The following is a 26,556-nucleotide window of genomic DNA, read 5'->3' as shown; positions in this document are numbered from 1 at the left end:
TTTGAGACACTTCGCACGTGACCACGGACCCGTCTGCCCTGCTTCGCCATGCCCTGGCAGGCTCGCGGCGCGAGGACCGGCTGCTGCATGTTGAGCGCGTCCCGGAGCGTACGCCGGTCTACGCGGAGTGGCCGCCGACCGTACCCGACGACATCCGTGCCGCATACCGAGCGATCGGTATCGACCAGCTCTGGGCGCACCAGGTCGACGCGATCCAGCAGATTCTCGACGGTCACGGGGTGGTCGTGTCGACGGGCACTGCATCGGGGAAGTCCGCGGTCTACCAGGTGCCCGCCCTCAGCGCGCTCACCGCCGGCCGCCAGGGCAGCGTGCTACGCGACCGATCGCCCACCGTGCTGTACGTCGCACCCACCAAGGCCCTCGCGCACGATCAGCTTCGCGGGCTCGCAGAACTGATCGGGGAACAACCCAGCGACCGGCGGCTGGACGGCGTACGCGCGGCCGCCGTCGATGGTGACAACTCGCGTGAGGAGCGCGCGTGGGCGAGGGACCACGCCAACTACGTCGTCACCAACCCCGACCTGCTGCACCGCACGCTGCTCCCAGGTCACGCGCGTTGGTCGCGATTCATTGCGGGACTGCGATACGTCGTCATCGACGAGTGCCACCACTATCGCGGGGTGTTCGGATCGCATGTGGCTCATATCGTGCGTCGGCTCCGGAGGCTGGCCGCCCACTACGGCGCCCATCCGGTATTCGTACTCACCTCGGCGACGGTGGCCGAGCCGGAGGCACTCGCGCTTGCGCTCACGGGCGTGCCCGCCACAGCGATCACCGACGACACGTCGCCGCGAGGTGAGGCGGCGATCGCGCTCTGGGAGCCGCCGCTGCTCGACGCCGGTGGTGAGCACGAGGCGCCGGTACGCCGCTCCGCGATCGCCGAGTCGGCGGACGTACTCACCGATCTCGTCGTCGCCGACATCCGCACGCTCGCGTTCGTCCGGTCCAGGCGGGGCGCCGAGGCACTCGCGATGTCCGCACAGCGCCTGCTCCACGAGGTGGAGCCGACGCTGTCTCGCCGGGTCACGACCTACCGTGGTGGCTACCTGCCGGAGGAGCGACGCGAGATCGAACGGTTGCTACGCGACGGCGAGCTGCTCGGACTCGCGAGCACGAGCGCCCTCGAGCTCGGCGTCGACATCTCCGGGCTCGATGCGGTCGTGACCGTCGGTTTCCCGGGCACCCGCGCCGCGCTGTTCCAGCAGTTCGGTCGGGCCGGGCGGGGCACGAACGCGTCGCTCGGGGTGCTCGTCGCCCGCGACGACCCGCTCGACGCGTATCTCGTCAGGCATCCGGACAAGCTCCTCGGTGCGCCCGTCGAGGCGACCGTGCTCGACCCGTCGAACCCGCACGTGCTCGGCCCTCACCTCGCTGCGGCCGCACAGGAGCTGCCACTCACCGATGACGATATGGAGCTCTTCGGGCCGGGCAGTGCCGAGGGTGCCGACGCGCTTCTCGCGGCCGGGTGGCTGCGCCGGCGACCGCGGGGGTTGTTCTGGACCCGGCGCGAACGCGCTGCCGATCTCGCCGACATCCGCTCGAGCGGAGGGCCCGCAGTGCACGTCGTCGACGGTGCGACCGGCCGGGTGCTCGGCACCGCGGACTCCTCTTCGGCGCATGCCACCGTGCACACCGGGGCCGTGTACGTCCACCGTGGCGAGACGTACGTCGTCGACGAGTTCGACCACGAGGACGGCGTCGCCGTCGTACACCGAGACGAGCCCGACTACACGACCACCGCTCGCGACGTCACCGAGATCGCCATCGTGGAGCCGGAGCTCGTCTCGAGCTGGGGACGCACCCAGCTGGCGTACGGCTCGGTCGACGTCAGCCAGCAGGTGGTGTCGTACCTGCGCCGCCGGATCGGATCGGGTGAGGTGCTCGCCGAGGAGCCGCTCGACCTTCCCGTACGAACGCTCCGGACGAAGGGCGTGTGGTGGATGGTGCCGGACGACGCGGTCGACCCGGCGTTGTCGGCCGCGGACATCCCCGGCGCGGCCCATGCCGCCGAACACGCGTCGATCGGCCTGCTCCCGCTGCTCGCCAGCTGCGATCGATGGGACATCGGCGGGGTATCGACCGCGCTGCACCCGGATACCGGGATGCTCACGGTGTTCGTCTACGACGGGCACCCGGGCGGCGCCGGGTTCGCCAGCCGAGCGTACGAACGAGCCGCCGAGTGGTTGCAGACGACGCGCGACGCGATCGCGGGATGCGAGTGCGCCGACGGATGCCCCTCCTGCGTCCAGTCGCCCAAGTGCGGAAACGGCAATCAGCCGCTGGACAAGGCCGGCGCCGTGCGGCTGCTCGACGTCGTGCTGGCGGACGTTCACGAGTCCGGCTCCACGACGTAGTCGCCCGGCGCGGCCCTCGCACGCTGCGCGACCTGCCACGTCCGGCCCCACATCGTCGGACTCTCGATCTGCACGGTGACGGTCGCGACCGCGTCGGCCATCTCGCACTCGCGCACCTCCCCCGCGTTGCGGCTGGCCACCTTGCGGGCTTGTGCGCAGCCGTCGGCGCCGGCCTGCGCGGCCTGCGACGCGGCGATCGCGGCGAGGTCGGCGGCGCTCGCGGCCTTGTGCTGGATGCGCGCCAACGCGACGCATTGCGCCGCGACGACCGCCATCAGCCCGATCATGGTCGCGAGCACCACCGCGTAGACCGTCGCCGACCCTCGCTCGGTCACGACGCGCCCGCCTCGGTGACCGAGGAGGCCGTCGCGTCGAGGTCGACCGCGCCGATCTTGCCGACGAGGGGGAGGTCCGTACGAACGACGAGCTTGACCCGTACCTCGGCTACGCCATCGGCGCTGTCGATCTCGACCACGGAGCCATCGGGAGCGATGCGCTCTGCCAGCTGCGTCGCCTTGGACTCTGAGTCTCCACGCGCGGTCATCCGTGCGGCCTCGCGCGCGGCATCAACCAGGCGGACCTGTGCGATGCCGAGCGACACGATCCAGGCCAACACCAAGGTGAGCACGATGAGCACGGGGATCACGACCGCCGTCTCGACCGTCACCATGCCGCTCTCGCTACGCCGCGCCATCAGAACAACACCGAGGGCGTCGGAAACTCGGGCAGGCCGTACGCGACGCGCAGCAGCGACTGGATCAGGTCGTAGAACCAGCCGCTGCCGGCCAGTTGGACGAGTGCGGCGGCGAGACCCGCCGCACCGACGGTGCCGACCGCGTACTCGACGGTCGCGTGCCCTCGCTCGCGGTACGAGGCGCACCGGCCGGCGGGCTTCTCGTTGTACATGGGTTCTCCTTGCTAGGCGAAAGAACAGGGCCGGGGCGAGCCGCACGCGCCCCGGCCCCGGCACTACGGCGCGCAATCGGGCGACACGCGACTGCTCAGAAGGGCAGCCAATGCGTGACGTTGTCGATGACGTCCTTCACCAGGTTTCCGAACCAAGGGCTCTGCGCGAGCTTGACCAGCACGCCGCCGAGGCCGCACGCACCAACGGTGCCCACCGCGTACTCGGCCGTCGACATGCCGGCGTCGTCACGGCCGAGTCGGGCTCTGAGTGTCTTCATCTGCTGTCTCCTCGATTCAGTTCGATCTGCTCGACGAGGCGTCGAGCGGCTTTCGCTTTCACCGTGCGTGGTTCGGACCGTCGGCTGCCGCGAGACCGGACCGCCCTGGGGAAAACCGCGTGCCGACGGCCCGGACTGTGGACGAAACGCGGTCCGAGGCGACGCCTCAGAGCACGAGATGCCAGAACGCACCGACGACCGTCGGCACGACGCCGACGACGATGAACGCCGGCAAGAAGCAGAGACCGAGCGGAGCGGCTGTACGTACGCCCGCACTTCGTGCCACCCGGTTCGCCTCCGTGTGACGCCGGCGCCGAAGGTCTTCGACGCATCGTGCGAGCACCGTGGTCACCGACGCGCCGCTCTGGGACGCGCGCCGAAAGGACCGGCCCACCGGCCCCAGCACGGGATCGTCCGCGACGTCGCGCCACACCCGCGTCGGATCTGCTCCCAGCTCCAGCCGAGCCGCGATCGCTGCGAGGTCGGTGCCCAGCGGGCCGCCGACCGCGGCCGCGACGGCCGCCATCGCCTGCCCGGGTGGCCGGCCTGCCGACAGCGCTGCCACCAGGAGGTCGACTCCGACGGGTAGGTCGCGGGCGAGCTGCTCGCGCCGGCGCCGGGCACCGATCGACTCGAGGCCGTCCACCCACCGGTACGCGGCGACCGCACACGCCGCCGCGACCACGAGCCCGAGCTCCCCGGAGAAGATCTGCGTCACGGCAATCGCCGCCCCGAGCGCGGCGATCCACGGTGACGTCAGCAGATCGGCGTCTCGGAGCCGGTCGATCGGTCCGTCGGCCCTGGGCCCGGCCGCAACGCGTCGCACCCGCCTCGGCGACGGCATCCGCATCCAGACGGCGACGGAGAGCCCGGCAAGGACGCTTGCCCACACCACGTCACACCAGCTCCGCTGCATCGGCGATGCGCTCGACCCAGAACAACCCCGAGATCGCGAGTGCGCTGCCCACCGCGAGGCAGATCGCCCCGAGCATGGACTCGAGAAGCACGGCAAGCGGATCCCCGCCGATGCCGGACCCGAGTGCGAGACCGAACACCGGCAGCACGGCGAGCACCCTGGCAGTCGCGCGCGGCGCACCGAGCGACGCGACCACTTCTTGACGCGCCTCGTCATCCGCGCGCATCGCCGTCGACAGGCGATCGAGCACGTCGGCGAGGCCGGCACCCGTGCGGACCGAGACCTCCCAGGCCGCGGCGATCTGCGCGAGCGCGGCTCGGCCTGGTTCGGACGCCACGTTGCGGAGGCTCTGTGCGACATCGCCGCCGAGATCGGCGCAGTGCGCAACGGGGTTCAGGAACGACCAATCGGCCGCCACGTTGGCGATGGCACGAGTCGACGGGCTGCCGGCCGCCAGCTCGGAGACGATCGCGTCGCAGATGTCGACCGTCTCGGCCTGTCTTCGGTGCCGCACGGCACGCGCCGCGGTGCGCCGCCGTAGCGTCACGGCGGCGTACGCAACGGCGCAGCCGGTCACCGCGACCAGCAGCAGGTTGGGGCGGGAGCCGAAGGTGGTGAATGCGACGGCGGACGCGACGGCCACCGCGGGTACGACCACGAGAAGCGGGTGCACCGCCAGCTGGGCGCGAAGCGTACGCCGCGATGAGCCGAGCCGTCGTGCGGCGACGCGTTCGGGTGAGCCTCGCACGAGCAGCGCTGCCACGCACGCCGCGAGGCCGATCGCGACCAGGCCGACGGTGCTCATCGCGCGCGACCGAGGATCGCTTCGAGCCGTCCTTCGCCCGGACCGGGCGACGCCACGCCGCCGTCGTCGAAGCCGACCCCGGTGACCGCATGGGCCAGCCCGTCGGCCGACGGATTCAGGACGGCCAGCTCGCGCAGCGTGCGGCGACCGTCGCTTCGTCGGGTCAGATGGACGACCACGTCGACCGCCGCGGACAGCTGGCTGTGCGCGGCGGCGCGAGGAAGCCCCGCGGCGACGCCCAGCGCCTCGATGCGCGCCGGCAGATCACCGGCTGAGTTCGCGTGCACGGTGCCGCACCCACCTTCATGGCCGGTGTTCAGGGCGGCGAGCAGGTCGACGACCTCGGCGCCGCGTACCTCGCCGACGATCAGCCGATCGGGCCGCATCCGCAGTGCCTGCCGGACCAGGTCTCGGAGCACGACGGCACCAGCACCCTCCACGTTGATCGGCCGCCCCTCCAGCCCGACGACGTGCGGATGGTCGGGGCGCAGCTCACTGGCGTCTTCGACGATCACGAGCCTCTCTCTCGGATCGACGATCCCGAGGAGCGCCGCAAGCAGCGTGGTCTTGCCGCAGCCCGTGCCGCCGGTCACGAGGAAGGCAGCCCGCGACGCCACCAACCTGCGCAGCAGGGACGCACCGTGCGCCGGGAGCGTGCCCGAGCCCTCGAGGTCGTCGAGCGTGTACGCGCGGCGTGCCGGAACCCGCAGCGAGAGCAGCGTGCCCGGTCGGGCGATCGGCGAGAGCACCGCGTGGAACCGCGTACCGTCGTGCAGCCGGACATCGACATGCGGGCTCGCGTCGTCGAGCCGGCGACCACCCGCCGCCGCGAGCCGGGCCGCGAGCCGGCGTACGGCAGCGTCGTCGGCGAAGCGTACGTCGGTGCGCTCCAACCCGTCGCCGCGGTCGACGTACACGTGATCGGGACCGTTGACCAGAACGTCGGTCACGCCGTCCTCGTGAAGCAGGTCGTCGAGCGGCCCGGCGCCGACCGTCTCCCTGCGGAGCGCGTCGACGAGCGCGAGCACCGTGCCGTTGCCGTACAGGCGCCCCTGCGATCGCAGCGCCCCCGCGACGTTGGACGGCGTCGGATGTGCGCCGCTCTCGGCGAGTGTCTCGCGTACGGACTCGACCAGCTCGGCCGCGACGGCCGTCATGCCGCCACCGTGCCGGGGAGATCGAGGGCCTCGATGATGCTCGAGCACGCCGAGCCCAACGGCCCGCGACGCCGGGCGAACGGGCCGAAGCCGTTGTCGATCATCTCGGCCAGCCGCCGGTCGGTACGCGTCGTCGCCGTCAGCGGAAGCGCCATCGTGCGGCCCACGACATCTGCTCGCAGGCCGGCCGGGCCGGGCAGGCGTACGACAAGACGAACATCGGCGCACAGTGGCCGTAACCGGGCGAGGACGCGCTGGGCGGCGGCGATCGCGCGGATCTCGGCCGAGACGATGAGCACAGCGCACGACGCGCGTACGAGTGCCTCCTCGGCGGCCTCGTCGAACCAGCGTGGGACATCGACGACCACCAGGTCGTGACTGCGGCGACCGGCCGACAGCACCGAGCTCATCGCCTCCCGCGGCACGGCGTCGAGCTCGGCCGTGCCCCACGACAACACCGACAGCCCGGACGTACGCGGCAGCACCTGGCGCAGAGATGCCCCGCTGACGCGCCCGTGTGTCACGGCGAGGTCGGGCCAGCGCAGACCCTCGGCGTCTTCGGTGCCGACCAGCATGTCGATGCCGCCACCGAGCGGATCGGCGTCGACGAGCATGGCGGAATGCCCGTCGTGTACGACGCTGACGGCCAGCCCGGTCGCGAGCGTCGATGCACCACACCCGCCGGTGCCTCCGACGACGGCAACGACGGATGCCTCGCCGTCGGACCGGTCGGTGCTGGCCGCGAGCAGGTCGACGACCGCCGACTCGTCGTCGGGCAGTACGAAGACGCCCTCGGCACCCACGTCGACGGCGCGCTCCCACAGGGCGGGATCGACGGAACGCTCGGCGACGATCACCACCCCGTCGCGCCGATCGACCGTACGAGCGAGCGAGTCGACGTGACCCGGGCCGACCACGACGCATGGCGCCGATGACCAGGACCGCCGCGCCTGCGCGGCATCGGATGCGACCTCCGGCGTGACGCCGGCGGCCGCGCAGAGGCGCAGCAGCTCGTCGAGCATCGCGGGATCCGAGGTGACGACGAGCGGGCGCGGTACAGCATCGATGAATGTCATACCCACACCTGTAGCGGCCGCCGAGCGCGCGCGTCCGTTCGTCCGGCGCGGCTGTGGACAACGATGTGAATGGGGCGCAAGTTATGCTGTACGCCGAAGGGGAGTAGCTCCCGTCTCGTTGAGACGGCGGTGCGTCGACACACTGGCCAACGCGGCCCGGCGTACCACCCGCGAGGGCGAGCGAGACCTTCGACCGGAGCAGTGCCAGATCCTCCGGTCGAGGCACCCTTCCTCGGCCGGAGCCGAGGAAGGAACGTCATGTCTCCCCCAGTCGAGCGCAACCCGTCCGACGCCGATCTGCGGCGCTGGCGGCGCTACCTCGCGAACGAACGCGCCGAGGCCGCCGTCTACCGCGACCTCGCCGGCCGGCGGGCGGGCTCCGAACGCGAGATCCTGCTCGCGCTCGCCGAGGCGGAGGGCCGCCACGAGGCGCACTGGCGAGAGCTGCTCGGAGACGACGTCGGACACCCGCAGCGCAGCGACCTACGTACCCGCATCCTCGGCTTCCTGGCCCGCCGGTTCGGCTCGGTGTTCGTGCTCGCGCTGGCCCAGCGTGCCGAGGGCCGGTCTCCGTACGAGGACGACGACGACGCGACCCACACGATGGCCGCCGACGAGCGGATCCACGAGGAGGTCGTACGCGGGCTCGCGGCCCGCGGGCGAAGCCGCCTGTCCGGTACGTTCCGGGCCGCGGTGTTCGGCGCCAACGACGGCCTGGTGAGCAACCTCGCGCTGGTGCTCGGCGTGACGGCGAGCGGGGTGTCGAACGAGACGGTCCTGATCACGGGGCTCGCCGGCCTGCTCGCCGGCGCCCTGTCCATGGGCGCGGGCGAGTACGTGTCGGTACGGTCGCAGCGCGAGCTGCTCGAGGCGGCGACGCCCAACCCGGAGGCGCGGGCGGCGGTGCCGTACCTCGACGTCGACGCGAACGAGCTGACGCTCGTCTACCGGGCCCGCGGAATGTCCGCCGAGGAGGCGCAGAACCGCGCCGGCGAGGTCCTCCGCAACTACACCGCGCACGGCAGCGCCGACATCACGCCCGCCACCTCGGCGGACGAGCACGAGGCCATCGGCACGGGTGTCGGCGCCGGCGCGTCGAGCTTCTGCTTCTTCGCCTCCGGCGCGCTGATCCCCGTACTTCCGTACCTGGTCGGGCTGACCGGCCTCCTCGCGGCCTCGATCGCGACCGTACTGGTCGGGATCGCGCTACTCATGACCGGCGCGATCGTCGGTCTGCTGTCGGGCGGGCCGCCCGTGCGCCGGGCTCTGCGCCAGCTGGCGATCGGCTACGGCGCCGCGGCGGTGACGTACATGCTCGGACTCGGCCTCGGTACGACCGGCATCTAGGCAGACACGGGCTGGGGCCCGGCCGTGGGGCGACGTCGGGTCACCTGTCTATGCTCGGCGGCGTGAGTACGTCGGTAGCGTTCTTCGACTTGGACAAGACGATCATCGCCAAGTCGAGCACGCTCGCGTTCAGCAAGCCGTTCTTCGCCGGTGGCCTGATCAACCGGCGGTCGGTGCTACGCAGCGCGTACGCGCAGTTCGTGTTCGCATTGAGCGGCGCCGACGCCGACCAGATGGCGAAGATGCGCGCGTACCTCACCGAGCTGTGCGCCGGATGGGACGTCCAGACCGTGCGCGACATCGTCGCCGAGACGCTGCACACCATCGTCGACCCGCTCGTGTACGCCGAGGCGGTCGACCTGATCGCTCTCCACCACGCGGCCGGCCGCGATGTCGTCATCGTCTCGGCCTCCGGCACCGAGGTGGTCGAGCCGATCGGCACCCTGCTCGGCGCCGACCGCGTGATCGCGACCCGGCTCGTCGAGGAGGGCGGCCGATACACCGGCGAGATCGAGTTCTACGCGTACGGCGACGGCAAGGCCGACGCCATGCGCGAACTCGCGGCAGAGTGTGGCTACGACCTCGCGACGTCGTACGCGTACTCCGACTCCGAGACCGACATCCCGATGCTCCAGGCGGTCGGCCACGCATATGCCGTCAATCCCGACAAGGTTCTGCGGCGCGCGGCCGAGACGAACGGCTGGTCGATCCTCGAGTTCGCACGTCCCGTCGCGCTGCGCCCGAAGATGCCGCTGCGGTCGACCCCTTCGCGGATTGCCGCCGGCGCGTTCGTGGCCGGCGCGCTCACTGCCGGCCTCGTCGCACATCAGGTTCGAAAGCGTCTTGTGAAGTGAACCGCAAGAGGTGACCCATGGGTAGCCCTTTAGATTCCGGGCGCGGCGGCGTACAAATGGTGCAAGAAGTAAACAGCGGCTGTTGCGGCACCCACGCGGCGATCCACCCTCGCTAAAGGGCAATCGTCCCGGGAGACTCCCGTGGCGATGTTTTGAGAACTGCACGCCTGGTAACCGCCGATGGCAACTGGAGGTCAGCGTCACCCCACGCGGTGGCGCTGATCTTATGCGCGCGGGTTGTTCTCCAGCGGGGTCGCCTCTGCTCCCCGCGCGAATGCCTCGGCCGCGTACAACAGCCACTGCTGGCGGCCGACCTGGCCACCGCCCTCGTACGCGGACCGGGCACTCTCGTACGCGCCCTGCGCTTGCGCATGCCCCGACTCCGGCACCGTCACCGAGGCCGGGTCGACACCCCTCGCGACGAGTACGAGCCGCTCGGCAGCACGCGCGACGATCGGGTTGTCGGAGCAGAACGCACCGGCGGCGGCCACCTCGGCGTGCACGAGCGCGGCGACGACGAGGCCCGGCGCCTCTGTCGGACGTACGACCTGCTGGGCGAGCGCGTGGAGGCGCTGCGCACCGGCCGGGTGCACCGGCCGACCGAGATCCGCAGCATCGACGCGTCCAGCGGCGACCAATGCGTGCAGGCGCGCCAGCGCTTGCAGCGGTGCCCGCTCCCACACGGGTACGAGACCGAGCAGCTCGGTCGAGAGGCGTACGGCGGCAAGGGTGACCGCGTCACCCTCCCCGGCGCGCAATGCCTCGACGTCGTACGTACTGCCCTCGAGCGCAGCGGTCGCGGCGGCGCCACGCAGCAGCGACTCGGCCGTGGTGTCGGGGCTGCTGCGCCGCAGACCCCGGTCTCGCAGCAGCGAGTCGATTCCGTCGCGGGTGGCTGCGAACGCGGACGGGACTCCCTCGAGTCGGCTCGCACTGGCGAAGTCGTCGGTTGGCACGGGGGCAGCATAGTGACCGGTAGCCTGCGAGGGATGGACCACTCGTTGCGCGTACGCCGCGGCCGCTCGTTCGAAGGCGTCGCCGACGACTACGCGAGGGCCCGCCCGGGCTATCCCGACCGCGCTGTCGACAGCCTGCTTCCCGCGCAGCGCGCACGAGTCCTCGAGCTCGGCGCCGGCACGGGCAAGCTCACCGAGACGCTCGCGGCGCGCGGGCACGCAGTCATCGCAACCGACCCGTCCGGGGCGATGCTGCGCCAGTTGCGCGCGGTCCTCGACGTACCGGCGATCGAGGCCGGAGCCGAGCGGCTTCCGTTCCGCTCCGAGTCGTTCGACCGGGTCATCGCCGGCCAGGCGTTCCACTGGTTCGACGCCGAGCGCGCGCTGCCGCAGATCGCCCGGGTGCTCCGCGACGGCGGTGAGCTCGGCCTGGTGTGGAACACCCGCGACGAGTCGATCCCGTGGGTCCGCGAGCTGACCGACCTGATCGGCAGCGAGGGGTCCGACTTCCGATGGCTGTACGACGGACCGTTGCCCTCCTCTGAGCTGTTCGGCCCGCTCGAACGCGAGGACTTCGGCATGTGGCAGGTGCTCGACCTCGAGACGCTGCTCGCGCTCGTCCGATCGCGCTCGTACGTCGCGACGCTCGCCGATGCCGATCGCGACGCGCTGCTCGATCGGGTGCGCGAGCTGCACGTACGGCATGCCCGTGGGTCCGACGGGCTACGCCTGCGATACGTGACGTCGTGCTTTCGCGCCCCGGTCAACCGCGCCGCGCTGCCGCCGGAGGAACCCGACGAGGGTGACGTCGTCTTCCGCTTCCGGTAGCAGCGGCTTTCGGTACGGCCAGTTCGCGAGTGGCGTACGTTCGTTGCTCAGGCGGCCCTGTTTACGACGAATCTGCGCCACTCGCGAGAAGACGGACCCCCTAGACTTCGCGGGTGGACAACGTCGTCGTGATCGGCTCGGCGATCGTCGCGATCGTGGCGGCGGCACTCGCGATCCGCTGGGTGGTGCGCTCGCGACGCGGGCTCGGGTCGCTCACCGAGCGCGTGACCCACGAGACGCTGCACACCGCCTCCCTCGCGTCGCCCGCGCTGCGTACCGGCCTCGACCGGGCGAGCGCAGAGCGGTCGCTGCGGCATCTGCGGACCCTGCTCGGTGCGCCGGCGGCCGCCCTGACCGACACCGAGGAGGTGCTGGCCTGGGAGGGATCGCCAGACCTGTCCGCCCACGCCGCCGAGCTCGCCCGGCGTACCGTCGCCTCGGGCTCGACCGAGGTGTTCGGGCCGGCGGACGTCCTCGACGCCGGCCAGGAGTCGCTGTTCGGCCACGCGATCGCCGCGCCACTGAACGTCGACGGCGTCGTCGTCGGGGCCGTACTCGTGGTGACCGACGCGCCGTCCGCCGGCCTCGTACGCGCGACGACCGAGGTCGCCCGCTGGGTGTCGGGCCAGCTGGAGCTCGCGGAGCTCGACAAGTCGCGCACGGCGTTGATGGAGGCGGAGCTGCGCGCCCTTCGCGCCCAGATCTCACCGCACTTCGTCTACAACTCGCTCGGCGCGATCGCGTCGTTCGTACGGACCGACCCCGAGCGTGCGCGGGAGCTGTTGATGGAGTTCGCGGACTTCACCCGCTACTCGTTCCGGCGCCACGGCGACTACACGACGCTCGCCGAGGAGCTGCGCTCCATCGAGCGCTACCTCGTGCTGGAGAAGGCGCGCTTCGGCGATCGGCTCCGGGTGACCGTACGCGTCGCGCCGGAGGTGCTGAGCGTGCCGCTGCCGTTCCTGTCCATCCAGCCGCTCGTCGAGAACGCCATCCGCCACGGGCTGGAGAAGAAGGCCGGCGACGGCACGATCGTCGTACTCGCCGAGGACGCCGGCAACGAATGCGTGGTGACGATCGAGGACGACGGTGTCGGCGAGCAACCCGACCGGATGCGCCGGGCGCTCGCGGGCGGCTCGGACAGCGAGTCCGTCGGCCTCGGCAACGTCGACCAACGGCTGCGCACCGTGTACGGCGACGAGTACGGCATCGTGATCGAGACCGCGCCGGGAGCGGGAACGAAGGTGACCGTGCGACTGCCGAAGTACGCGCACGGCATCGAGCGCTGAGCACTCCATCGTGCGCTCGGTGCGATTCCGCCGACAGCGAAACCGGGGCCCGCTCCCTGGTGGGGTGCTCTCGGGGTCCATAGCCTGAGAGTGTGAGCATCCCACTGCGCCCGCTGCCTGCCATCGACGATCGGCCGGAGCCGCTGCTTCGCGAGCTCCTCGGAGATGTCCTGCGTCGGAAGAGATCCGAGCGCGGGCGTACGTTGCGCGACGTCGCCGACGAGGCCCGGGTCTCGCTCGCGTACATCTCCGAGGTGGAGCGCGGCCAGAAGGAGGCCTCGTCGGAGATCCTCGGCGCGGTCTGCCGGGCACTCGACGTCACGATGCTCGAGCTGGTCAGCGAGGCACACCACGAGCTCGCCATAGGCGGCGCCGCATCCGTACCGGCGACGGGTGGGGCCGCGCTGGCGCTCGCCGCCTGACCGGTCGCTCGCCGCAGCGATACCAAGTTCACTTGGTGAAGCCCACTTCCCTAGGCGTGGCGACCGGGCCGCGTGCAGCGATACCAAGTTCACCAGGCTTCGCGTACGAAACTGGGCATCGACGCCTGGGGAAGTGCAGCGATACCAAGTGAACTTGGTATCGCTGCACGAGCGAACACCGCCTCACAACCCCACGTGCCGCCGCTGCGCGACCAGCGCGACATCGTCCGCACGGCTGACCACGCGGTCGACGATCCCGTAGTCGCGGGCCTCCTCGGCGGTGAACCAGTGGTCGCGGTCGCCGTCGCGATCGATGGTCTCGACATCCTGGCCGGTGTGCTCGGCGATGAGGCGCTGCATCAGCTTCTTCGTGAAGACGAGGTTGGCGGCCTGGATCTTGATGTCCGACGTACTGCCGCCGATCCCGCCGAGTGCCTGGTGCATGACGATCCGGGCGTGCGGCATGCTGAAGCGCTTACCGGGCGCGCCGGCGCAGAGGAGGAACTGACCCATGCTCGCCGCGAACCCCATCGCCAGCGTCGATACGTCGTTGGGGATGAACTGCATGGTGTCGTAGATCGACATCCCGGCGCTGACCGAGCCGCCCGGACTGTTGATGTAGAGGGAGATGTCGCGGTGAGGATCCTCGGCCGACAGCAGCAGTAGCTGCCCGGTGATCCGGTTCGCGATGTCGTCGTTCACTTCCCCCGCGAGTACGACGATCCGCTCATGCTGGAGTCGGGTCGTCAGCTGCTCGTCGAACGCGGTCTCGGCCATGGATTCCTCCCCTGGGTGGTGACTAGCCCTGCCACCACGCTGACACGCGTACGCCCCTCTGCGTAAGGGATTCGGCTGTCAGCGGATTCGCTGCAGGCGTACGCGGCGAGGCCTCAGGCCGTCGGTGCGTCGATGCTCAGCACAGCGTCGAGTGCGGGGGCGATCAGCTCGGTCAGCTCGTCCGGGGACGCGTCGGCGATCGGGCCGACGACGACGACGTACCTGGCGAAGACGAGGCCGATGAGCTGGACGGCGAAGGCGATCGCTCTGCTTTCGGCCTCCGCATGCCCGAAGCCCTCGCGTTCGATGCGGCGCGTGATCGGGCCGACCAGCTCGGTCTCCACATACTCCTTGAGCATCCGGCTCAGCGCCGGATCGTCGGCGACGCGCACCAGCAGCGTCGGTCGCTCCTCAGGTGCCTCCCACGCCGCGAGCACCGCGGCCAGGACGGTACGCGGCAGTTCGGCGAGCGGCGCGTCGATCCGCTCGGCAAGGATGCTCGCCGGGTCCGCCCGAAGCTCGACGACCTCGCCCAGGAGCGCGTGCTTCGATCCGAAGTAGTACGCGATCATCGCAGCGTCGACTCCCGCGTCGGCGGCGATCGCCCGCAGCGTGGCGGCGTGATACCCGACGGAGTTGAACTGCCGGTGCGCGGCGTCGAGGATCGCGTCGCGTACGTGCGCGTTTGCTCGCGGCCTCCCGACACGAGATATTTTCATCATGTGTTGAATTCTATCCGAAGCCGTGTTTTGATGGTATTCAACAGCTGATGAATTAGGAGCGAAGCCGATGACAACGCACACGCCACGTCCGCAGGAGGCCAAGGCGCAACACCGCCTGCTCCTTCCGGCCGTGTTCCTCTCCCTCGCCACGGTCATCTCGGCCGTGACCTCCCTCAACGTAGCTCTGCCCGACCTGGCGAACGACACCGGCGCCACCCAGACCCAGGTCTCCTGGGTCGTCGACGCGTACGCGCTCGTCTTCGCCGCCCTGCTGCTGATCGCCGGAGCACTCGGCGACCGGTACGGCCGACGGCTCGCCCTGATCTCCGGACTGGTCCTGTTCGGCGCCGGATCGCTCGCGGCGATGTTCGCCTCCGATGTCGAGGTCGTGATCGCCCTGCGCGTCGTCCTCGGTGTCGGCGCCGCGCTGGTGATGCCGGCGACGCTGTCGACCATCACGACGGTTCTCGATGCCGAGCGCCGCCAGCAGGCGGTCGCCATCTGGGCCGGCATCGCCGGCGCGAGCGCGGTGCTCGGGCTGCTCGCGGCAGGCACCCTGCTCGAGTGGCTTTCGTGGGAGTCGGTGTTCGGCCTCAACGTCGCCTTGGCCGTTGTCGCTTCGGTGCTCGTACTGCGGGCCGTGCCCGAGTCGGCCGAGCGACCGGACGGGCGGCTCGACATCGTCGGTGGCGTCCTGTTCGCCGTCGCCATCGGAGCCGTCGTCTACTCGATCATCGAGGCACCCCATGAGGGCTGGGGCTCCACCGAGACGGTCTCCGGGCTGGCGATCGGCGTCGCCCTGCTCGCCGTGACGATCGGGTGGGAGCTCCGCCATCCGCACCCGCTGCTCGATCCGCGGCTGTTTGCGCACCGTACGTTCGCGGCGAGCTCCCTGACGATCACGATGCAGTTCCTGGCGTTCTTCGGCTTCATGTTCCTGCTGATGCAGTACCTGCAGTTCGTCGGCGACCTCAGCCCGCTCGCCGCGGCCGCCAGCATGCTGCCGTTCGCGGTCGGCATGATGGGGTCGGCCCGCGGCTCGGTCAAGATCATTGCCCACCTCGGCCGGGCGCGTACGGTCATCGTCGGACTGACGATCCTGACCGGGGCGCTGTTCGCGCTGAGCAGGCTCGACAGCGACGTCAACTACTGGCTGCTGTTCACCGCGCTGCCGTTCTTGGGCATCGGCATGGGGCTGTCGATGACACCCTCGACCAGCATGCTCACCGAGGAGCTGCCCCGCGAGCAGCAGGGTGTCGCATCGGCGGTCAACGACCTGTCCCGCGAGCTCGGCGGCGCACTCGGCATCGCCCTGATGGGAAGCATCCTGACCGACACCCTGAACGACCGGATCGGCACCGGCGGCGGCATGGGCGAGGCCGCACATCTACCCGGCCCGATGCTCGCGGTCGCGATGGACGCCTTCGCCGACGGGTTCTCGAACGCGCTCATCGTCGCGGCCTGGATCATCGCCGCCACGTTGGCGATCGTCGTCGTCCTCACCCGCGGCGGGCGCTCGTCCCACACCGACCACGACGCGGACCGCAACGCCGGGGCCGAGGTCGGCTGACCGGCCCAACACCTCCCCGGAGGACCGCCCCGCTCCACGTACGCCGTGGGCGGGGCGGTTTCGGCCGTCACCCCTGTCGGCGGGGGTCGTAGACGACCACCTCGGCGTACGGCCGGATCTTCACCGGACCGCGCAGTCCGTACGGCTGCGACTTGGTGCTCGCCGCGTTGTACGTCGTGACCGCATTGCGCAGCGTCGTACGCACGACGACCTCGATGGTGTTCTCTCCCGGCCGGAGCGCCGCACTGAGATCGAACGATCCACCGCTCACGACCTGGCTGCCGACCTCTTCACCGTTGACCGTCACCTCCGCCGTGCCGTCGACGCGACCGAGACCGAGCTCGACGCCCGCTCCGTCCGCCAGCCAGTCGGCCGGCACGTCGACCGTGCCCGAGTACGTCCCGACTCCGGACTCGCCCTGGAGCTCGGCAATCGTCCGCCAGTCGGCAAGCTCGCCGAGGGAATCGACCGTGACGTTCTCGCCGCCCGACGGTGACTCGGTGGTCACGTCGAGCGTCCACGCGTCGGGTCCGACCGACGCGGTCGGCTCATCCGGCGTACGCGCCGTGACGGTCCGCTTCGAGCCGTTCGACAGCCGGAACGTGCGCCTGCCGTCGTCTCGCGTACGAAGCAGGATGCGGCCGCCGTCCGCGACGAGATCGTCGTCGGCCTTGTTCGTCACGTGGACGCGTGGACGTGCCGACGAGTCGATCGCGATCACCGTCGCCTCGCGCGGCCGCAGGCTGGTCGGCACCATCGTGCGCCCGCGACGTGTCCGGTACTGAGCGATCGGGTCGATCGTCCCGTCCCACAGGTTCATCGTCGTTGGCACTCCGGTGCCAGCGAACGACGGCGTGAAGTCGATCCGGTCGTCGGTGGGGTTGTACAGGTAGACGTACGTCGTGTCGCCCGCCTCGCGCCACTGCGCGAGAACGTGCTTGTCGTTCCAGTCGGCCCGCGGGCGTACGCCCGCACGAGCCAACGCCCGGGCCGCGTCCGCCTGCGTCTCCACCCGCGTCACGCTCGGCCGCCTCAACGCGGACGCGACGGCCTTGCGTACGGCGCGGTCTCCGGCCTTGCCCGACGCGTATGTGGTGTCTTCGTCCGGTGTCGAGCCGACGAACACGATCGCGACTCCGCGGCGTGCTGCCTTCGCGATCGCACGCGCAGCGTCGGCGGAGATGGCACGCTCGTCGACGATCAGACCGCGATAGCCCACCGTGTCGGGGAAGAGCTCGCCGTTGCCGACAACTCCCTTCTCCGCAAGGCCGACGGGGTCGACGTACTGCGGGATGTATCCGCTCTTCTCCAGTGCTGCCGTGTCGAACAGCCGGTTCGGTGCGTCGTAGTCCGGGTTGGACCCGCGTGCCGTCGTCGTGAGGAAATCGTCGCGGTAGATCGCGACGTCCGCCCGCGCGCCACCGGTCTCGAGCACCTGTGTGCCACGCGCCCAATAGTCGTTGAGATCCGACCACATCGACCACTGCGGGAACGTCCGGTCGTTCCAGCTGTCGGAGACGAACTCACCGAAGCGCTGTTTGCCGGGCCAGGGCGCATCCGTCGACTGGTACGCGTACCCGTGGATGAACGGCTTCGTGACACCGGTCGCCCACCCCTTGTCCATCATCTCCTGGTAGTCACCGAGATGGACTCGGTACGCATAGTCGAACTGAGCACCGAGCTCGGTCGTCAACGACGTCTCGCCCGCCTGCTGAACGCCGGCCGCCGAGCTGCGGTGGTGGTCGAGGGCGAAGCGCCAGGTGTGATTGTCGATGTCGACCGGGAACCGATCTCCGGCATTGAGCGACTCGGTCTCGGGCTGCCCGCCCAGTTGGGCGAGCTCGCGGAAGCTGCGCACCGGCTCGAGGTCCTGACCGTACGCCGCCTGCGTCTTGAACTGCATGCCGTACTCGTCCGCCCAGTCCTGGAAGACCGCCAGGTGCTCGTCGACGTACAGGTCGGTGAGCAGTCGGTAATAGTCGGACCGGACCTTGCTGCCTTCGTCATCCGGCAGCTCGAAGTCGGGGGTCGGCTCGGAGTTCGGGACCCAGTAGTTCGACATGCCGTGCGCGAACATCAACGGCAGGTACTTGCCCATCCTGTACCCACGACGTTGCTCGAACTCTGCCGCCATCCGCGGCGTCCAGAAGATCGAGTTGGCGTTCAGCTCGAGTGAGTCCTCGAAGAAGTCACCGCCGACGTCCGGCAGCAGGTCGGCGTTCGTATCGCCGACCTGCCCGGTGTCGAGATACTCGGTCGCCGCCCGCGCGGCATCGGCATCGAACGGGTTGGTGTTGTGCGCACCGTTCTCACGCGACCAGAAACCGAACAGGATCCAGTCACCCTTCGGCGCGCGCCACGTGACCTTGCCGTCCTCTACCCGATCCGTCAGGTCGACCAGCGACGTCGGGTCGAGCACCGTGGACGACGCCGGCACACGCACCGGGCTCCCGTACTGGGGCCGTTCTCCCTCGGGAAGCAGCTCCGCCGCCGGACCGCGCTTGGTCACCCTGGCAGCGGTCGCCGCGACCAGCTCCGCGGGCTGGTCGAACAGTGCGGTGTCGAACGCCTCGGGCACCGGCCCCGAAAAGCGTCGACCACCGCGTACGTCCACCCGCCCATACTGCATCTCCTGTGCCGCGAAGCCGGATCCCTCACCCGTATTGGGGGTTTGGACCGGCCAGGAGGCGCCCATCGTCATCGACACCTCCACGCCGAGGTCGTCGGCCTCCTCGAGGACGGCTTGCAGGTTGTCGCGCTGATCCTCGGTGTCCCAGGCCCCTTCGGAGAAGGCGATCTCCACCTCACCGAACCCGGCGTCGGCGATCGCGTTGATCTCGCGTACCGACTCGTCACGACTCAACGGGGCCTGCCACCACCATCGGGTGGCGGGTCGGAACCCGTTCGTGGGGTTCGCGAACTCGGCCGCGGAGAGGGCCGTCTCGGCTGCCGTGCTGCCGCGTTGCGCGGCGGCCGGCGCCGCCGACGTGACCGGCCCCGACGAGAGCGCGAGCCCGATCGCGACACATACGGCGGGGACCGCGGCGCGCATCAGCTTCTTCCCGTGCATGGCATCTGCTCCTCTTGAGATGGTCGTGCGGGCCGGGCACTCAGCCGATCGGGACTGCCCAGACGTCGGCGATCGACGGGTCGTAGTCGGCGTCGGTGTCCTGGAAGCGGAGACGTACGGTGCCGTCGGAGGTCAGGTCCGGCTCGTCGACCACGAACTGGTAGGCGATCGTCCCTTCGCCCGACGCCGTACGAGCGAGGTCCTGCTCGTACACCACCGTGCCGTCCGCCTGCACGTCGTACGTCTTGCGTTTGGCGCCGTCGAAGGTCTCGATCGCGCGAATCACGAACGGACCGTTCGCGGGCACCTTGACGTCGAACTCGAACCAGCCGTCGGGGTACGACGCGTGCGTGTAGCGGCGGGTCAGACCCGCTTCCTCGCTCGTGCCGGAGTTCGCCGAGGCATTGAGGGCATGTGCGGCCTCCGACGCGTTGTCGCCGAGGTCGACGTGGTCGGTCGACGTACCGGGCGGCACCTCGACGGTGACCGAGATCGACCCCCTCGCCTGCTCGGCCGGCGTCTCACCGGTCGCGACCGTCACCGGCGCGGTGCCCTCGACGACCGTGATCGGAACGGTCACCTCGGCATCGACCGTGGCCTGCTCTCCCGGAGCAAGCTCGTACGCGACAGGGCCGGGCGCCTCCCAGCCGTCGGGCAGGCTGACGGTCACCTCGCCGCTCTGCGCGAGGTCGGTGCGGTTGGTCAGCGCAGTGCTCACCGTTACCTTGCCGCCCGCACCGACCGAGTCGGGCGCTGTCGCCACGGAGTCGATCGCGACTCCGGGCGCGACCATGAGCATCGCGGACACCGGCAGCTTCGCGGTACCGCCGGTGTGCCGATACGACACGGAGCCGGACAGGTCCGCCGTCGACGCCTCGGCGTCCGCCGGAACGCTCACGTCATAAGCATGCTCGACCTTCCCGTGCGCACCGACGGTGGAACCGTGCGTGCCAACCGACTCGACGCCCCACCCGTCGGGTACGTCGAGCGCCGACTCGACCCCGGACAACGGCCGGCGGCCGGAGTTCTCGAGCCCGACCTTCACCCGCACGACGTCGCCGGGCAGGATCTCTCCACCCGGAACGTCGAGCGATGCAACCGCGCCGACGAGTCTCGAGGACGCCGACGAAAGCAACGGTTCGATGCCCGCCAGCGAGGCGCGCAGCCCGCTGGCCGCATCCTCGTCGATCTGCCCGAGCCGCGCGTACGTAGCGGACCAGCGGTCGAGATCGGCCACGCTGGCGAGTGCACGATGCACGGCCGCCGCCGTGAGCTGGTCGTCACTGTCGCGCAGATGCAGGCTGCGCGCCGCGGCGATCTCACCCGTCATCAGCTTCGTCCGCAGTTGCAGGTGCTTCTTGGCGATCTTGCCGAGCGGACCGCGTACCCGCAACGCGTCGACGTCGTCGGCGAATGCCTCCGCCTTGTCGGCTGCGGCCCCGAGGTCGCCGAGGACCCGGTCGACCGCGAACCCATACGTACCGGATCCGACCTCGAGGACGACGTCACCGTCGTCCATCTTGACGAACTCGACACCGTCGACATCGCCGATCGGCTCGTCGCCCTCGGTCACCGCCCACCGGTTCGCCGCCGGGATCCGCACCTCGGCTGTGGTGTTCGCCGGCACCGTGACGTCGAGGGTCATCGGACCGTCGGCCGTGCTCCATGCGCTGCGTACGGTCCCGTATCGCGACTCGTGCGAGAAGTCGGCCTGGTCGATGCCGTCACCGGGTTCGGGCGCGACCAGCACCTTCTTGTAGCCGGGCTTCGCGGCCGAGACACCGGCCATCGTGCGGTACATCCACTCGCCGACCGCGCCGTATGCGTAGTGGTTGAAGGAGTTCATGCCCACGTCGTTGAACGAGCCGTCGGGGTTGATGGAGTTCCAGCGCTCCCACACGGTGGTCGCACCCCAGCCGATCTCGTATCCCCAGGACGGGTAGTCCTTGTGCAGCAGCAGCCGGTACGCGATGTCGGTGCGCCCCGCCTTCGTCAACGCCGGCAGCAGGCCGTCGACGCCGAGGAACCCGGTCGAGAGGTGGTAGTCCCGCCGTTCGAGCGTCTCGACGAACTGGTCGACGAGCGCGTCGCGACGGTTCTTCGGCTCCAGGTCGTGCGTCAGGGTGAGGATGTACGCCGTCTGGCTGTCACCTCGTACGGTGCCGTCGGCGCCGATGAAGGCGTTCTGGTACGCGGCGCGGATCGCCTCGTACCGCTGCTGCAAGGCGGCAGCGTCACCGTCCTCGCCGATCGCCTTCGCCATCTGCGCGAGCTCGCGCGTGCTCTTCGCGACGAACGCCGTGTCGACCACCTCGGCCGGGGTCGGGTCGTCGAGGTTGAGCCAGTCGAGGTAGCCACCGGCGGACCTCATGTGGTCCGTTGAGTCTGCGGCGAGGTAGTCGACGTACTTCTTCATCATCGCGTAGTTCTCACGGATCACGTCCGTGTCGCCGTACGCCTGCCACATCGTCCAGGGGACATGCACGCCGGCGTCCATCCACCCGGCCGGCCCGTACCCACCGTCGAATCGTCCGGGTACGACCGGCGCGACGCCGGGCAGCGCACCGTCATCGCGCTGCGTGTCACGCAGATCCTGCATCCACTTGGTGAGGAAGGTACGCGCATCCATGTTGTAGACCGCGGTACGCGCGAACACGTTGATGTCTCCGGTCCACCCCATCCGCTCGTCGCGCGCGGGGGTGTCCGTCGGGATCGAGAGGAAGTTGCCGCGCATGCCCCAGACGATGTTGCTCTGCAGCTGGTTCACCAGATCGGAGTTCGTCTCCAGGCTGCTCGTCAGCTCCCCGTCGGTGCCGACGACGACTCCGACAACATCGGACGCATCGGGCGCCTCGTCGACACCGGTGATCTCGACGTAGCGGAAGCCGTGGAACGTGAACGACGGCTCGAAGGTCTCCGGCTCGTCGGACGAGAACGTGTAGTAGTCGGTCGCTTTCGCCGACCGCAGGTTCGCCGTGTACAAGGTGCCGTCGGGGTTGAGCACCTCGCCATGGCGGATCCGCACCGTCTGGCCGGGCTCGCCCTGCAGCGTCAGGCGAGTGTGCCCGACCATGTTCTGGCCGAGGTCGTAGAGGTACGCACCATCGGTCGGCGAGTCGATCTGCTCGGTGTCGGTGAGCTCTTCGGTCACCCGTACCGGCTCGGCCGTCTGCGGCTCCAGTACGTCGGTCGGCTCGTCACGTACCGCGACCTCGCTCCATCGGTCGGCCTCGTACCCGGGCTCGTCCCAACCGGCGACCTCGTCGGCGATGCGCGCGTCGTACGACTCGCCGTCGAGCAGGTCCGCCTCGGTTGTCGGGCCGGGCGTGGTCCGCCAGCTGCCGTCCGTGCCGACGACCGCGCTGGTGCCGTCATCGAAGTCGACGACGAGCTCGGCGATCAACGAGTTGTCGGTGCCGTAGACGTCGGTGCCGAACATCGCGACCTTGCCGGTGTACCAGCCGCTGGCCACCTCCGCGCCTAGCACGTTGTCACCCGCGCGTACCTGGTCGGTGACGTCGTACGTCTGGTAGTCGATCCGCTTGTCGTACGCGGTCCATCCGGGCGCCAGCTCGGAGTCGCCCACCCGCTCGCCGTTGAGGCGCAGCTCGTACACACCGCGCGCAGACGCGTAAACGCGCGCACGGGCGACGTCCTTGTCGTCAAGGGAGAAGTCCTGTCGGAGCAGCGGCACCGACGTGTCGCGACGCAACCACGCCTCGGACCCGGAGCTGTCGACCCGCAGGCCGTCGTCGGTGACGGTGCCGGCGGCGAACGTGCGGTCACCGGTCGGAAAGTCCGTGTCGACGAGAACCTCGCCGTCGGCGGACGTCACGGTGACGTCGTGTACGAGACCGGACTCGTCGCCGTTGGTGCGGAAGCCGATGATGCCGGGGCCGGCGAACGTCTTGTCCGTACGCTCGTCGAGCACCTCGCCGTCGACTCGGGTGGTGATCTTGTCGCCCTCGACGGTGATCGAGTACTCGTGCTCGGCGCCGAAGTCGAACCCGTTGGGCACCGCTTTCGCGGGCAGGACGGAGTAGCTGCCGTTCTTCTTCACATGCGGGCGCAGCGCGTCGTCGGCCTCGCTCAGCTGCCACATGTACGCGTTCTCGGTGTCTTCGCCGCGCAGGTACACGCCGAGCGCCCCGGTGATGTCGGACGCGGTGAAGTCGACCGTGTAGTCGGTCCATTCGGCGCCGAGCTCCTCCGACTCGGCGCCGACCCACTCCGCCTTCCAGGGTTCGTCGCCGAGCGCCGTGCCGAACGTCGCAGGCTCGCTCCAGTCGGACGCGACACCCTTGTCGTCCCAGACCCGTACCGCCCATACGTAGTCGGTCCGCGGCTTCAGCGCGGGCCCGTCGTACCCGACGTCGAGCGATCGGTCGGACGTGACCTTGCCGCTGTCCCACACGTCGGGGTCGGCGAGCGCATCCGATGACGACGCGACGTGGATCTCGTACGCCTGCTGCAGGACACTGCGCCGGTCTTCGGTGATCTGCCAGCTGAACGACGGCGCGTCCGTTTCGAGACCGAGCGGTTCGTCCAGGCCGTCGACGCTGAGGCCGTCGACGCTCGGCGCCGCCGAGGCAACCGCTCGCGCCGCAGTCGGGGCCGCGGCCACCGACGGCACCGGCCCGGCCGAGACTGCCAGCCCCAATGCCGCGCACACGACGGGAATCCCCACTCGCCTCATCGAGCTCCACCGAGTTCGACCCATGACCCACGCTCCTATGAAACGATTCATGAACGGATGCGTCATATCGTGACTCACGCCACACCGCCTTGGCAACCGCGGTGCCGCGCAGACCCGACACCGAGAACGCGATGGAGTGCGAAAACTCAGGTGTCCAACGACAAGCGTGGCCGGATCCGGTCAGTTGGCTTGCCGAAGGCGGACGGCGGGCATCATTCTGAAACCAGTAGCAACGTTTCATCCAGGTGAGGGCGCCGGCCGCGCTGTCCGTTGTGCCGCGAGTGGCGCAAGTACGTTACCCGCCGGTGGCTCGGCAACAGATCTGCGCCACTTGCGAATGATCAGAGGGCTCAGATGAGACCGGCCCGCACCGCGTGCACGATCGCCTCGATCGACGAGTCGACCCCGAGGTCGTCGGCGATCGTACGGAGCCGTCGCCGAACCGTACGTTCCGACAGCGCGACCTGTCGCGCGACGTACTCGATGGTGTGGCCACGCGACAGCATCCGAAGGATCGTGAGATCGAGATCCGTGGGCCGCCAGACCCCGGTCTGCTGGTCAGGACCCATCTCGATCGCCGACCGACGTCGAGGTCGATTGGTTGCCATCGACGAGTACGACGATGAGGGTACGCGGGCCGTGCACGCCTTCGACCCGCTCGAGCTCGATGTCGCTCGTCGCGCTGGGACCGCTGATCCAGGTGAGCGGCCGGCCCGGGTCGAGCCGAGGCATCGCATCGGGTACGTCCGCGACGACCTGCTCGGCGCGTACGACACAGATGTGCCGATCGGGCACCAAGGTGATCGCGCGGCGCCCCTGATCGGCCTCGTGGTCGAGCACGATCGTCCCGGTCTCCGCGATGCCGAGCCGGCAGGCGGTCACCACGGCATCGACGCGGTCGAGCTCGGCGGCGCTGAGGCCCTCGTCGACGAAGGCGTTCGCAACATCGACGTCCAGCCCCGGCGGTACGACGACCCGCGAACCCTCCACCAGCGAGTCGGCCACGCGCGCAGCAACCTCGTCGGGCGAGCAGCGCACCACCTCGGCGCGATAGTCCGCGACCCGCTCGGCGAACCGGGTGAGTACGTCGGTCGGTGCCGCGCCAGGCGGTGACTCAACCGGGAGGGCGGCAGGGTCGACGTCGGCCAGCGCATCGCGTACCCGAGAAAGAATCTCGCTGCGTGCATCACTCATCGACGCGACCGCCCTTCGTACGCCGCCACCACGCGCGGAACGACTCACGAGGAGGTGCGGGCAGGTCACGTGCACCGGTCCAGGCGGCACCCGGGCCGGGAAGCCTCCCGGCGGCGGCACGGCCACCCGGTAGCCGCGACCGGCCGAACCTCGTGAGCGCACGACCGGCAAGCCCCGAAACGCGCTCCGCCCAACGCAGCCGGCGAGCATTGCCGAAGGCGTAGCCTGCGGCGCGCATCGCGACCGCCTCGGGTTTCGGCACCGAGTCGTCTCGTCGCGCGTCGACGACCTGGGTGCGCAGATGCACCAGCACCTCAGGTATGTCGATCCGCACCGGGCACACCTCGAAACACGCGCCACACAAGGACGATGCGTACGGCAGCGAATCGGTCTGTGGATCGCCCGTGCCCTTGAGCAGCGGGTTGAGGATCGCACCGATCGGCCCCGGATACACCGAGCCGTACGCGTGCCCGCCCACCCGCTCGTACACCGGGCAGACATTCAGGCATGCCGAGCAGCGGATGCATCGCAGCGCCTGCCGCCCCACCTCGTCGGCGAGCGCGCGTGTACGCCCGTTGTCGAGCAACACCACATGGACTTCCTGCGGGCCGTCACCGGGCGTCACGCCGGTCCACATCGAGGTGTAGGGGTTCATCCGCTCACCGGTCGACGACCGCGGCAGCAGCCGGAGCAACGAGTCGAGCTCGGCGAACGTCGGTACGACCTTCTCGATACCGACGACCGAGACCAGCACCTCGGGCAGGGTGAGACACATCCGCCCGTTGCCCTCGGACTCGACCACCACGAGGGTCCCGGTGTCCGCAACCGCGAAGTTCGCACCGGACACCGCCATCCGCGCACGGAGGAACTTCTCCCGCAAGTGCTCGCGTGCGGCAGCGGCCAGCACCACCGGCTCGTCGGTGAGCTCCGTCGGCGCCGGACGACCGACCTCGTGCATCCGGCGCAGGAAGATCTCACGGATCTCTGCCCGGTTTCGATGGATCGCCGGCACCAGGATGTGGCTCGGAAGGTCGTCGCCGAGCTGCACGATCAGCTCCGCCAGGTCGGTCTCCCACGCCGCGATCCCGGCGTCTGCCAGCGCGCCGTTGAGGTCGATCTCCTGGGTGACCATCGACTTGACCTTGACCACCTCGTCGACGGCGTGCGTACGCGCGACATCGACGATCACGCGGTTGGCATCGGCCGCGTCGCGCGCCCAGTGCACCACCGCCCCACGTGCGGTCAACGCCCGCTTCGAGCGCGACCAGGTTGTCGTCGAGTCCGTGCAGCGCACGGTCCTTGACCGCCGCGCCGGCAA

23 protein-coding genes are annotated in these 26,556 nt (G+C 69.9%); 7 read left to right on the top strand and 16 right to left on the bottom strand.

Translation table 11 applies throughout. The features are described from left to right. The first annotated feature begins 17 nt into the window (after positions 1-17). Positions 18-2,375 carry a DEAD/DEAH box helicase gene (locus tag L0C25_RS12510; RefSeq protein ID WP_271631978.1) on the top strand — a complete coding sequence of 786 codons (2,358 nt, stop codon included), beginning with the start codon at positions 18-20 and terminating at the stop codon, positions 2,373-2,375. On the opposite strand, the gene L0C25_RS12505 is transcribed toward L0C25_RS12510, so the two are convergent. The 8 genes from L0C25_RS12505 to ssd form a co-directional block, all read right to left on the bottom strand. Beyond that, a complete protein-coding gene (locus L0C25_RS12505; RefSeq protein WP_271631977.1) occupies positions 2,351-2,710 on the bottom strand; it encodes an Rv3654c family TadE-like protein in 360 nt (119 codons plus the stop codon). The genes L0C25_RS12510 and L0C25_RS12505 overlap by 25 nt on opposite strands. Further along, positions 2,707-3,069: a TadE family protein gene (locus L0C25_RS12500; protein ID WP_271631976.1), complete on the bottom strand. Its 363-nt coding sequence runs from the start codon at positions 3,067-3,069 to the stop codon at positions 2,707-2,709. The genes L0C25_RS12505 and L0C25_RS12500 overlap by 4 nt, the downstream gene beginning before the upstream one ends. After that, positions 3,069-3,281, bottom strand: coding sequence for a DUF4244 domain-containing protein (locus L0C25_RS12495; protein WP_271631975.1), 213 nt, complete (start codon positions 3,279-3,281; stop codon positions 3,069-3,071). The genes L0C25_RS12500 and L0C25_RS12495 overlap by 1 nt, the downstream gene beginning before the upstream one ends. Before the next feature lie 95 nt (positions 3,282-3,376). Then, entirely contained in the window at positions 3,377-3,559 is a 183-nt protein-coding gene (locus L0C25_RS12490) for a DUF4244 domain-containing protein (protein WP_271631974.1), read from the bottom strand. Between the two features lie 166 nt (positions 3,560-3,725). Continuing rightward, entirely contained in the window at positions 3,726-4,451 is a 726-nt protein-coding gene (locus L0C25_RS12485; RefSeq protein ID WP_271631973.1) for a type II secretion system F family protein, read from the bottom strand. 4 nt (positions 4,452-4,455) lie between these two features. Then, entirely contained in the window at positions 4,456-5,280 is an 825-nt protein-coding gene (locus tag L0C25_RS12480; protein ID WP_271631972.1) for a type II secretion system F family protein, read from the bottom strand. Next, a complete protein-coding gene (locus tag L0C25_RS12475) occupies positions 5,277-6,437 on the bottom strand; it encodes a TadA family conjugal transfer-associated ATPase (RefSeq protein ID WP_271631971.1) in 1,161 nt (386 codons plus the stop codon). Before L0C25_RS12475 ends, L0C25_RS12480 begins: the two co-directional genes overlap by 4 nt. Then, positions 6,434-7,513 (bottom strand): septum site-determining protein Ssd, encoded by a 1,080-nt coding sequence (gene ssd / locus L0C25_RS12470; RefSeq protein ID WP_271631970.1) that lies wholly within the window; start codon positions 7,511-7,513, stop codon positions 6,434-6,436. The genes L0C25_RS12475 and ssd overlap by 4 nt, the downstream gene beginning before the upstream one ends. Positions 7,514-7,771: 258 nt before the next feature. On the opposite strand from ssd, the gene L0C25_RS12465 reads away from it, so the two are divergent. Both L0C25_RS12465 and L0C25_RS12460 read left to right on the top strand, forming a co-directional pair. Beyond that, entirely contained in the window at positions 7,772-8,860 is a 1,089-nt protein-coding gene (locus tag L0C25_RS12465; protein WP_271631969.1) for a VIT1/CCC1 transporter family protein, read from the top strand. Positions 8,861-8,922: 62 nt separating this feature from the next. Then, positions 8,923-9,714, top strand: coding sequence for an HAD family hydrolase (locus tag L0C25_RS12460; protein ID WP_456299984.1), 792 nt, complete (start codon positions 8,923-8,925; stop codon positions 9,712-9,714). A 224-nt stretch (positions 9,715-9,938) separates the two neighbouring features. Here the strand turns inward: L0C25_RS12460 and L0C25_RS12455 are convergent, their stop codons facing one another. Beyond that, complete coding sequence (locus tag L0C25_RS12455) at positions 9,939-10,670, bottom strand: Fic family protein (protein ID WP_271631967.1); 732 nt, start codon at positions 10,668-10,670, stop codon at positions 9,939-9,941. Positions 10,671-10,703: 33 nt separating this feature from the next. On the opposite strand from L0C25_RS12455, the gene L0C25_RS12450 reads away from it, so the two are divergent. The 3 genes from L0C25_RS12450 to L0C25_RS12440 all read left to right on the top strand — a co-directional run bounded on the left by L0C25_RS12450 (position 10,704) and on the right by L0C25_RS12440 (position 13,209). Next, on the top strand, positions 10,704-11,498 hold the full coding sequence (locus tag L0C25_RS12450; protein ID WP_271631966.1) for a class I SAM-dependent methyltransferase: 795 nt from the start codon (positions 10,704-10,706) through the stop codon (positions 11,496-11,498). 113 nt (positions 11,499-11,611) lie between these two features. Then, positions 11,612-12,787 carry a sensor histidine kinase gene (locus L0C25_RS12445; RefSeq protein WP_271631965.1) on the top strand — a complete coding sequence of 392 codons (1,176 nt, stop codon included), beginning with the start codon at positions 11,612-11,614 and terminating at the stop codon, positions 12,785-12,787. 143 nt (positions 12,788-12,930) lie between these two features. Next, positions 12,931-13,209: a helix-turn-helix domain-containing protein gene (locus L0C25_RS12440; protein WP_271636827.1), complete on the top strand. Its 279-nt coding sequence runs from the start codon at positions 12,931-12,933 to the stop codon at positions 13,207-13,209. Between the two features lie 183 nt (positions 13,210-13,392). Here L0C25_RS12440 and L0C25_RS12435 read toward each other — a convergent pair whose 3' ends face one another. Continuing rightward, positions 13,393-13,986, bottom strand: a complete 594-nt coding sequence (locus L0C25_RS12435; RefSeq protein ID WP_271631964.1) for an ATP-dependent Clp protease proteolytic subunit — start codon at positions 13,984-13,986, stop codon at positions 13,393-13,395. A gap of 113 nt (positions 13,987-14,099) precedes the next feature. Next, a complete protein-coding gene (locus L0C25_RS12430; RefSeq protein ID WP_271631963.1) occupies positions 14,100-14,708 on the bottom strand; it encodes a TetR/AcrR family transcriptional regulator in 609 nt (202 codons plus the stop codon). 67 nt (positions 14,709-14,775) lie between these two features. On the opposite strand from L0C25_RS12430, the gene L0C25_RS12425 reads away from it, so the two are divergent. Next, positions 14,776-16,278: an MFS transporter gene (locus L0C25_RS12425; RefSeq protein WP_271631962.1), complete on the top strand. Its 1,503-nt coding sequence runs from the start codon at positions 14,776-14,778 to the stop codon at positions 16,276-16,278. A gap of 67 nt (positions 16,279-16,345) precedes the next feature. Here L0C25_RS12425 and L0C25_RS12420 read toward each other — a convergent pair whose 3' ends face one another. The 5 genes from L0C25_RS12420 to L0C25_RS12400 form a co-directional block, all read right to left on the bottom strand. After that, on the bottom strand, positions 16,346-19,348 hold the full coding sequence (locus L0C25_RS12420; protein ID WP_271631961.1) for a glycosyl hydrolase: 3,003 nt from the start codon (positions 19,346-19,348) through the stop codon (positions 16,346-16,348). A 40-nt stretch (positions 19,349-19,388) separates the two neighbouring features. Continuing rightward, positions 19,389-24,068, bottom strand: coding sequence for a family 78 glycoside hydrolase catalytic domain (locus tag L0C25_RS12415; RefSeq protein ID WP_271631960.1), 4,680 nt, complete (start codon positions 24,066-24,068; stop codon positions 19,389-19,391). Positions 24,069-24,394: 326 nt separating this feature from the next. Continuing rightward, complete coding sequence (locus tag L0C25_RS12410; protein ID WP_271631959.1) at positions 24,395-24,613, bottom strand: LuxR C-terminal-related transcriptional regulator; 219 nt, start codon at positions 24,611-24,613, stop codon at positions 24,395-24,397. Next, positions 24,603-25,238 carry a LutC/YkgG family protein gene (locus L0C25_RS12405; protein WP_271631958.1) on the bottom strand — a complete coding sequence of 212 codons (636 nt, stop codon included), beginning with the start codon at positions 25,236-25,238 and terminating at the stop codon, positions 24,603-24,605. The genes L0C25_RS12410 and L0C25_RS12405 overlap by 11 nt, the downstream gene beginning before the upstream one ends. Then, positions 25,231-26,484 (bottom strand): lactate utilization protein B, encoded by a 1,254-nt coding sequence (locus L0C25_RS12400; RefSeq protein ID WP_271631957.1) that lies wholly within the window; start codon positions 26,482-26,484, stop codon positions 25,231-25,233. Before L0C25_RS12400 ends, L0C25_RS12405 begins: the two co-directional genes overlap by 8 nt. Between the last annotated feature and the right edge of the window lie 72 nt (positions 26,485-26,556).

Origin of the sequence: Solicola gregarius (genome assembly GCF_025790165.1) — a bacterium.
Taxonomy (GTDB): Bacteria; Actinomycetota; Actinomycetes; order Propionibacteriales; family Nocardioidaceae; genus Solicola; species Solicola gregarius.
The sequence above is the reverse complement of the archived record's forward strand: the minus strand, read 5'-3'. Positions and strand labels throughout refer to the sequence as shown.